The sequence below is a fragment of the Dysgonomonas sp. Marseille-P4677 genome (assembly GCF_016652235.1).
Taxonomy (GTDB): Bacteria; Bacteroidota; Bacteroidia; order Bacteroidales; family Dysgonomonadaceae; genus Dysgonomonas.
In genome coordinates this window covers 1-9042 of record NZ_JAEPKU010000162.1, presented here as the reverse complement: position 1 = coordinate 9042, position 9042 = coordinate 1, and the positions used below count along the sequence as shown (strand labels likewise).

Annotated in this window: 5 protein-coding genes; all 5 read right to left on the bottom strand. The window is 36.6% G+C overall.

The annotated features are described in order from the left end of the window. Positions 1–609: 609 nt before the first annotated feature. From JGH11_RS17900 to JGH11_RS17880, 5 genes are read right to left on the bottom strand one after another with little or no spacing between them, the layout of a single operon-like run. The gene (locus JGH11_RS17900; RefSeq protein ID WP_201114079.1) at positions 610–1764 is read right to left on the bottom strand and encodes a DUF1735 and LamG domain-containing protein; all 1155 of its coding nucleotides are present in this window, start codon (positions 1762–1764) and stop codon (positions 610–612) included. A gap of 17 nt (positions 1765–1781) precedes the next feature. Then, positions 1782–2786, bottom strand: a complete 1005-nt coding sequence (locus tag JGH11_RS17895) for a BT_3987 domain-containing protein (RefSeq protein ID WP_201114077.1) — start codon at positions 2784–2786, stop codon at positions 1782–1784. 30 nt (positions 2787–2816) lie between these two features. Beyond that, positions 2817–3818 carry a glycoside hydrolase family 18 gene (locus JGH11_RS17890; protein ID WP_201114076.1) on the bottom strand — a complete coding sequence of 334 codons (1002 nt, stop codon included), beginning with the start codon at positions 3816–3818 and terminating at the stop codon, positions 2817–2819. Between the two features lie 24 nt (positions 3819–3842). Next, a complete protein-coding gene (locus tag JGH11_RS17885) occupies positions 3843–5459 on the bottom strand; it encodes a RagB/SusD family nutrient uptake outer membrane protein (protein WP_201114075.1) in 1617 nt (538 codons plus the stop codon). A gap of 20 nt (positions 5460–5479) precedes the next feature. Next, a complete protein-coding gene (locus JGH11_RS17880; protein ID WP_201114074.1) occupies positions 5480–8854 on the bottom strand; it encodes a SusC/RagA family TonB-linked outer membrane protein in 3375 nt (1124 codons plus the stop codon). Positions 8855–9042 lie beyond the last annotated feature (188 nt).

Genomic DNA, 9042 nt, shown 5'->3' with positions numbered 1-9042 from the left:
ATCCTATATCTTATAATACTGTATCTATTATTAAATAATGGTTACATTTCGTATCTGCTCTATTTTTTGAATCGATAATTGCATACATTTGAAACACACTCTATCTTCAAGATAGTCCATGTAATTTTATTTAAGGTAGGGAAGTTTACGAAGAGATTTCGTGAACTTCTTTTATGTATTTCACTGCTTTATTATTTAAATCTTAAGACCGTCTTTACTATAATGAAACAATAATCAAATACATTTAAAAGAAATTAAAAAGGACTCATATTATGGAACTTTACATTGATAATTTGATTTTATCAGTTGCAATAATAATCAGCTATCTAGCCTTTATTATTTATTGTATCCTTAATTTCTTTAAAGAAGAAGAATAAAGGATATTGAACAGCGCTGTCTTTCCATGTTGTTTTTTGAGGAATCAAAAATGCAGTTTAAGATAGACCTTATAAAATAAATAAAAGAGGGCATTTAGTGTAAACTAAATACCCCCCCTTTTTATAAAAGATAATTTGTTCCGTTAGAACTTAATAGAACTTTTAATTAATTATTTAATATCCACAAGTGCAGAAAATGGAACCCTCAACATCTTCCACACTCACAGATATATTAAGGGCATCTCACCCCTTCAACCCAGCTTACATTTCTAACACCTTTAGCGTGATAACCATTACCTGTAAGATCCGGGATAATATTCAACTCTGTTTCGCTTTTTGCCGAATTAAATTTCCAATAAGCTAACAAGCCTTCAGAGGCAGGCGACACAGCACAAATTCCATTTTGAATTTCCTCTTTGGTCAGTGCTCTCGTCCATACCCTAGCTTCACTAATCTTTCCATATAAGTATCTTCCATATAAAGGAGTTTGTCCTATATAGAATTTACGGTCTGCATCAAGACCTGTAAGATTAATAGGTCCTCGAGGAGCTTCGACATACGATTCTAACTCTCCGTTGATATAAAGCCTTATCATGCTTCCGTCATATGTTACAGCAATATGAGTCCAGACGTTTGCGGATAACCTATTTACAGATGTTACCGGATATCCTCCTCCTGCTAACTGCAATTGACTATTGTCGATAGTTACATCTCCTATTCTTAACAAGAAATTTTCTTCCAAGCCTATTATTGTGCTTATATACGGACTTGATGTTTGGAACCTATCAACATAAATACGAGCTTCCATAGTCAATGCATCAACAGCAGATAAATCACCTTTTCCTAGATCTTTATTATCAAAGTCTACTTTAAAGTAATTTCCACTCAAATCAGCAGCTTTTGTTATAATAGTCCTATTTATTACCAAGTACATTACTCTGGAAGCCTCCAATACAGGAAAGTCTCCGCCTTGTACATTTTTAATTTCGATAGGAACACAATAAATATCCTCATCTGTAAAGCTATCCAATGTTTTTATAGACAACTTTACCGGCTCCGAAACAAATTTTCCGGCCTTTATTTGAAGATCCGTGCTACTAAGGCTATAAACGTCTGCGGCTAATGCTTTATAGTTTGTACCATTCTCTTTATTGTATTTTTCAATTAAGCTTTCATTGACTGATACTGTTATATTAATATCATTTTCGGTAATAGAAGAAGCTCTCACACTTACACCTAAATCTGTAGGTTCTTCTATCGACATTTTTAAGACAGGACTGTTTTCTGTCCCCGTAAAATAAATTACGTTTTGTAATTCATCAGCATCTTTACATGAAGATAAAACACTCAGTAAGATGGTTATAAATAATATTATTCTTGTTTTCATATCTCTATTTCTTTCCATTATTCATAAAAATAGATTTCGGCAATACTAGCCAAATTATAGCTATTTAAAAATTTATTTGGCAGGATCCGCACATATCTTGCATCTAAAACTCCTGCAAATTGATAGATACCATCTACCGTTTTTCCATCCACTACAGTTGTCTCAACACTGCCCAGATCGGTCCACTTAGCTCCATCAGTACTTATTCCTACACTAAAGCCACCCATAACACAATTATAGTAGTTATATAAGGTGTAAGAAGAAACTAAACTGAATCCTTTTAATTTATGTACATTTTGCAAATCGTAATAGATGCCGTGAGCTCCTCCACTAGATTGGATAACCCATGAAGTAGCCAGATCATTATCATACGAACTTTGAGCCGATCCATAAGAGTATGAATGTTTAGATTCGGCAGTCCAAGCCGAACGGTCTATCGAGTTCCCCGGTTTTACAGATGTTTCTGCAACAAAACCTGTTAACGATAGATCAACAATGACATAAAAAACATTCAGGTTGGTACTTACTTTCACAGCCTGATCTGCTGTCTGAACCGAAGATATTTTTATAGGTAATATGTATGTAGCAGTAATAAACTGATTAAAGTTACTTTCTATATAATTCTTGTCGAAAATAATTTGTATAGAATCGGCAGATATATTACTCCCGGAAGCAAGATTTATATCACTCTTAGCTATAGAATAGGCTGAGGAGGGAAGTAATACATAATTGGTTTCCTTGGCATTATTATAAGATTCGACCAAAGATTCGTCAACTGCTAAGGATACTTTTGTATCTTTAGTAACCCTTCCTGTCGCTTTTACGGGCAATAATATATAGTTCAAATTAGATTCTTTGATCTGGGTATAGCTTATATTTAAAGCAACCTGTGAATTTCCCTGTTTAGGGTTTACATAGATTAGTGTATCCTGCATATCGACGTCATCATCCGAACTACAACTCACAACAAGTATGCAAAGTAGAAATAGATAAAAGAATCTATATATTTTATAGTTTTTCATATTATACAATTATTTATGGAGATACAATTCTCATTTAACTTTAGGATTCATTATCTGGATAGCCTGGCGAAGGTATTTGTATTCCATTTCAGAATTTCTATATTCATATTCCATATGATAAGTACCACATCCACCTTTTACTCCCTGAGTCGGGTTCCACTTGGCCATACCAAGAATTGACGGAACCCGGGTTCCATCGTCCTCAACATAGGTTACACCTCCGGTTCTCCAATGAGCTTCGAAATCTTCAGTAACAATAAATTGCTCCGGTTTAAAAATCGAACTTATCCGATTGTAACGACTTTGTAAATTACTGCCGCTAGTTGTAGAATATGCTTGAGCTATTGCATAATCAAAATAAGGTCCTGTCTCTGTAGGTAACACGTTCAATTCTCCGTCTACAACCAACAATTTCCCGGAATTAGATTTAGGACCCAGATATTTACCTAACTCTTCAACAAACACAATCATATCTTCACCCCTCGGGCAATCTCTAACATCTATCGGACCTCCAACATTCGGTTCATAGTCAATATCCAAACCATCAAATCCAAGATCGATAATTTCTTCGGCCAATGCTTTTGCATATTTGCGCAGTCCTTCCTGACGATCTGTACCCCAGTCCTCCTCCGGGATGTTTGGAAGTTCTTTTCCTGTCCAGCCTAAAAGAGTTGTCACCAATATCTTTGTTCCTTTAATCTCTTTAGTAAGACGCAGGTCCTCAAATTTTTCGGGTGTCATCTTGTCTCTGTGCCACATATTGCCCCATAGTCCGATCATATCCACACTATCGGGAATTGAAAACAATCGTGTAACCATCGACGGACCAGAAGCTGTCCACCCTCCAAACCAGCCAAAAGCAATCTGATGATCAGAATTCTTATAATCCCTCAAATTTGCATAATAAGCATCTGTTCCCACTTCGGGCAGATCGACATCTATTGTTTTTGGTTCGGTCCAATCATCGTTGCATGAACTGGCAAAGGCTAGTACAGCAAATAAAAAGATCGATATGTATATATATTTTTTCATGCTCCTTTAATTTTTTATATTACACTATTTTTTATCCCACCAAACTTTTGTTCCTCCATTATCAGCACCACCAAGAAGAGTATTAACAGCTTCTGTTACATTGGTTCTGTTGGAAGTATATTCACTCTTTGGATAAGGAACTCTCCTTATTTGGATATTTGTATTTATTTTACCTGAGCTATTATTTGTTACTACCGGGAATATCTTCGGATAACCTGTCCGACGAAACTCACTCCAAGCCTCCTGTCCTTCCGGATACATTGCCAACCATTTCTGGGTGATGATACGCTCTAGTTTCTTTTCGAATGAATCTGAGTCGTTCCATTTAATTGTTATCGTAGAAAGAGGATTAGCACTATTTGATGCTATGACATCACTAAAACGAGCCGGTAGAGCTTCTTCGTTATTGATGTATGATGTATATGAAGATGAAACTCCATACTGGGCAAATGAAACTTCTATTCCTTTATTATATAGGTCTTTTGCAGAAGGTAAATTATCTGTACCCGCCATATTCCAGCCTCGTATAGCACCCTCGGCTCTTAAAAAATAAGCTTCGGCAGCACACATCCATTGTATAGGGGCTCCGGCTTCAACATTAGGATTAGAAAGAGCTTCATATCTCGATTTGTTAGATATAACAACGCCATTACGAACGCCGTTGTACTCGCCGGAAGCAGTCGGTTGGAAATATTTGCTTAAGCGAGGATCGTTATAGCCTTTCAGGAAAGATTCTATACTTGCTCCCATCTTAATATCCTTGTATGAGCTCCAAATAACTGTCAGCGGATGAGATATCGTATATCCCTTTCCTGATTTTACAGATGCATTGTCTGTATTATCGGTAAGAACTCCATAACTATTATTTACAGCCTCTTCCGCATTCTTTTTTGCTAAAGTAGGATTTACATAAGCCACACGTATAGCCAGACGCAGTCTTAGTGTGTTTGCAAATTTTATCCAATTGCGAATATTCCCATTATATACTAAATCGTATTTAGCCAGTGGACCGGTATTGCTATTAGACGAAATAAATTTTTCAAGTTCTGCTACAGCTTCTGCCAACTCTTCAAAGAATGATTCATAAACAACTTCTTGCGAATCATATACAGCCCCCATTGCTCCTTTTCCAAACTGAGAATAAGGTATCGGGCCATGATTGTCTGTTATACGATGTATACCAGCTATTTTTATGATTTGTGCCAGATAGTAAATATAAGGTACATCGTACTCTTGAGACTTAATTCTTATCTGATTCCATGGAGACATCACCGAACGATATGCAACATTAAAACCAACGTCGTTCCAATCGCTGAAATCCATATTGTAGGTACTATTGTTGCTCGAACCATTCCATTGACCAATAGCCGCCATATAACCCGAAAAAATATCACCTGTCAGGTTCTGAGCCCGTTGATACTCATTTGCACCAACATCACTTGTAGGTATTACATCTGTCTGCATTGTCGGAATAAAGCCTCCGACAGCCAGTAGGTCTTTCTTTATATCTTCATCTGTCAGCCTGTCCGGATTGGTATTCTTACGTTCAAAATCGTCAGTACATGAGAAAAAGATGGCAGAACAGAATAAGAACACTAAACATATATTATGCTTGATATGATAAATTATATTGTATCTCATTGTGTTTTCATTTTAATTGATTAGAATTCTACTTTTACATTAAATCCGAAACTACGGAGACTTGGTTGCATAAAGTAGTCGAACCCTTGATAATATGTGCCTGTAGAAGCTGTTATTTCCGGATCGAATGGAGCTTTGTTGTATATCATCCACAAGTTGCGCCCGATAACGGAAAGTGTCACATTCTTAAGGTATCCTTTTAATAATTTAGGAGGAAGGGCATAGCTTAAACTAGCCTCCCGTAATCTGACATTTGTCATACTATATACGTATTCAGATAAAACTCCTGTTGTTCCTCCACTAACTACTCCGTAATAGTTTTCGGGGTTTACCAGACCTCCATTGAGCATTACACCTCCGGCATCTCTGGCTTCGGCTGAGGCTTGAGATACTCCATAACGGTCCATCAATGCCTGAGTAGCAGAAACTCCAACACCTCCAATTCTTGCATCAAATAAGAATCCTAACGAAAATCCCTTATAATTAAAGGTGTTCTGGAACCCAAGATTATATTTAGGAGCTGAATTTCCTGCTCTAACCCAATTTTTTGTATCAGCGCTTACTGTACCATTAACAGGGTCTACATATACATCTCCATTCAAATCTTTTTTCAGGGTATATACGTAAATATCGCCCATGGCATCACCTTCTCTAACAACCATACGATATGAGTCATGTTCGTTCACAATAACCTCGTTCATACCGTTTTCCATCGGAAGATTGGTTGTCGGATCGATAGTTCCGGGAGCAACTAATTCTTTTACAGTATTCCGGTTTAAAGTATAAGTGAAATTGGAATTCCATTGAACTTCTCCAAATTTTTTATCCAATCCCAATGAAATTTCGACACCCTGATTATTTACCTTACCTGCATTCAGATAATAATAAGAATAACCTGATGTTGTAGATGCAGCTATATCAAATAGCTGATTATAAGTATTTGTGTTGTAATATGTCACATCCAAGCTCAACATATTATTCAAAAACTTAGAATTTAAACCTACTTCATAAGCTTTTGTCCTTTCAGGTTTTAATCCCGTTGCAGGAAAGAATGGCAATAGATTTAGACTTCCATTCTGATTAAGACCATAACTCCTTTTTGTAATATATCGGAGCGGAGCATTACCTACTTCGCTATAAGAACCTCTTATTTTCAGAAACGAAACGGCGGAACCTAAATTCGTCATTTCATTTATAATACCTGATAAACCCACTGATGGATAAAAGAAATTTGTTCCATGAGTTGTATAAGCTAATGCCGAAGACCATTCGTTACGTGCGGTCACATCCAAATAGAGCATGCTCTTATATCCAAGTTGAGCTGTGGCAAAAACGGCTTGAGTCTGTTCCTCACTTCGTTTTTGGATTAGTCTCGATTCGGGATGTGTGAGATCGATATTACCTAAATAGAAGAAGTCCGGAACTGTATTCAAGTGCCCTTCGGCCCCACTCTGACGATATTTATAATCAAGCATGGAAGTACCTAATACTCCGGTCAGGTTGAAATCATCATTGAATCGTTTATCAACAACCGCAAGAAAATCTGCATATAATTGTCTGTTGTTTGTTTCCCGATGCATATAATTTCCATTATCAGAGGCAAAAAGTAAGTCTGCCGAAGCCGATATTTCTCTATTAAAAGTATTATATGTATATATACCTAAAGCACGTCCGTTTAGAGTCAGCCAATCTAAGGGTTTGTAAGTCAAAGCCCCACTTATCGAATATCTATCGAATCTATTTTTAAATGCTTCTTTGTTTACTATCCAATAAGGATTCTGCATACCTAATCCCTGATTTCCATATGGCCAGTATTGAACGGCAAAGTTACGTCCGGCATCATGTCTTTCGTAGACTTTATATTTTTCGATATCATCTCCTCGCGGAAACAAATAGAGCGGTACCAGCGGGTTGTGATATTGTCCCTGAGCCATCATATTTTCGTCTTTCTGGTTGACGTAAGAAAATCCGAAATCCAGAGTAAGCTTATCTTTAAGTAGATTTGTTGTATTATTGACAGTAAGATTTATACGCCTCAGATCATTATTCGGTATAATACCTCTGGCTATAAGGGAAGATACTGATGCATAGGTCTGATTTGAGCCATTTCCGGCTGTCATACTCAACGAGTTTGTTTCAGTATATCCGGTCTGGAAGAAATCCATCGGATCATATGATGTAGGGGTATCTAATTTTCCTCCCCAACTATTAAATTCTGTGCCTTTTGTTCCATATGTATTTTGAAATTTCGGAGAAACAAAAGGTGACATGAATATGGTGCTATTTGAATAATTGAGTCGGAGTCTTCCTTCTTTACCTTTTCGTGTAGTTACCAAAATAACACCATTGGCACCCTGACTTCCATACAATGCAGCTGAAGCTGCTCCTGACAACACCGATATAGATTCGATATCTTCAGGATTGAGCAACGACATAGCATCTCCATCTCCACCGTCGGGAGATTCGAAAGGTCCTTCGGGCTGATCATTCTTCGTATTATAAATAGGAACACCATCTATTACATACAAAGCATTGTTGTCTCCGATAATGGATTTGGTTCCACGCATCACTACACGAGAAGACCCTCCGATACCGGAAGCACTCTGATTGATAGTAATACCGGCTACTTTTCCGGCCAAAGAGTTCACAAAGTTTGCATCTTTCACAGTTGTCAGTTCTTCGGCTTTGATTTCTTGTACATTGTAGGTCAAAGCTTTTTCTTCTCGTCTGATACCTAATGCCGTAACCACGACCTCGTCCATTGTAACGGAAGTATTTTTAAGAACGATATTATAATTGTTTTGAGATCCTACAGTAAGTTCGTATGTTTCCATACCGATAAGAGAAATTGTAAGTTTCGACATTCCTGCAGGTAATGCTATCTCAAATCGCCCATCGATATCGGAAAACGTTCCTTTGGTGGTACCAACAATTGAGATTGATGCACCAATTACTATTTCTCCGGCTTCATCTACAATCGTACCGGTTATAATACGCTGCTGTTGAGTTATAGCCGAGGGCTCTACTTTTTTTGTACTAAGCACAATATTTGAACCTTCTATAAAGTAAGAAACATTCGTGTTTTCGAATAGCTTTTTCAAGATACTCGCTAGAGTTTGTTCAGTCTCAACTACAGACACAAGGCGGTCTTTGTTTATCGATTTGTCGTAAACGAACAAATAATCTGTTTGAGATTCAATCTTATTAAGGATCGTTTCTAATGTAACATTATTCTGATTTAAGGTTACCTTCACATTTTGTGAACTAAGATTCCCTGCATTTAGGCAAAAAACAAAAACTATTAAAAAGAAAGAAATAATTTTCATCACTCTTAATAATTGTTTAGGGCAGACGTTTTTAGGGACAAAAACACCTGTTCTTGTTATAATTTTCATATATTTACATTGTTAAAGGTTTTTATGGTAATAGCGATAAAATCTTTTTCTATTATTTATCTGTCGATGTGGCTGCATCGGCAGATTTTTTTTATAGCTCTAAGATTTTTAATGTTTTCTGGTATTTCATTTTTTCATAGGCTAGATATTTTTTAAGGTTTTTAGTATTTTTTCTCTATCTTATATAT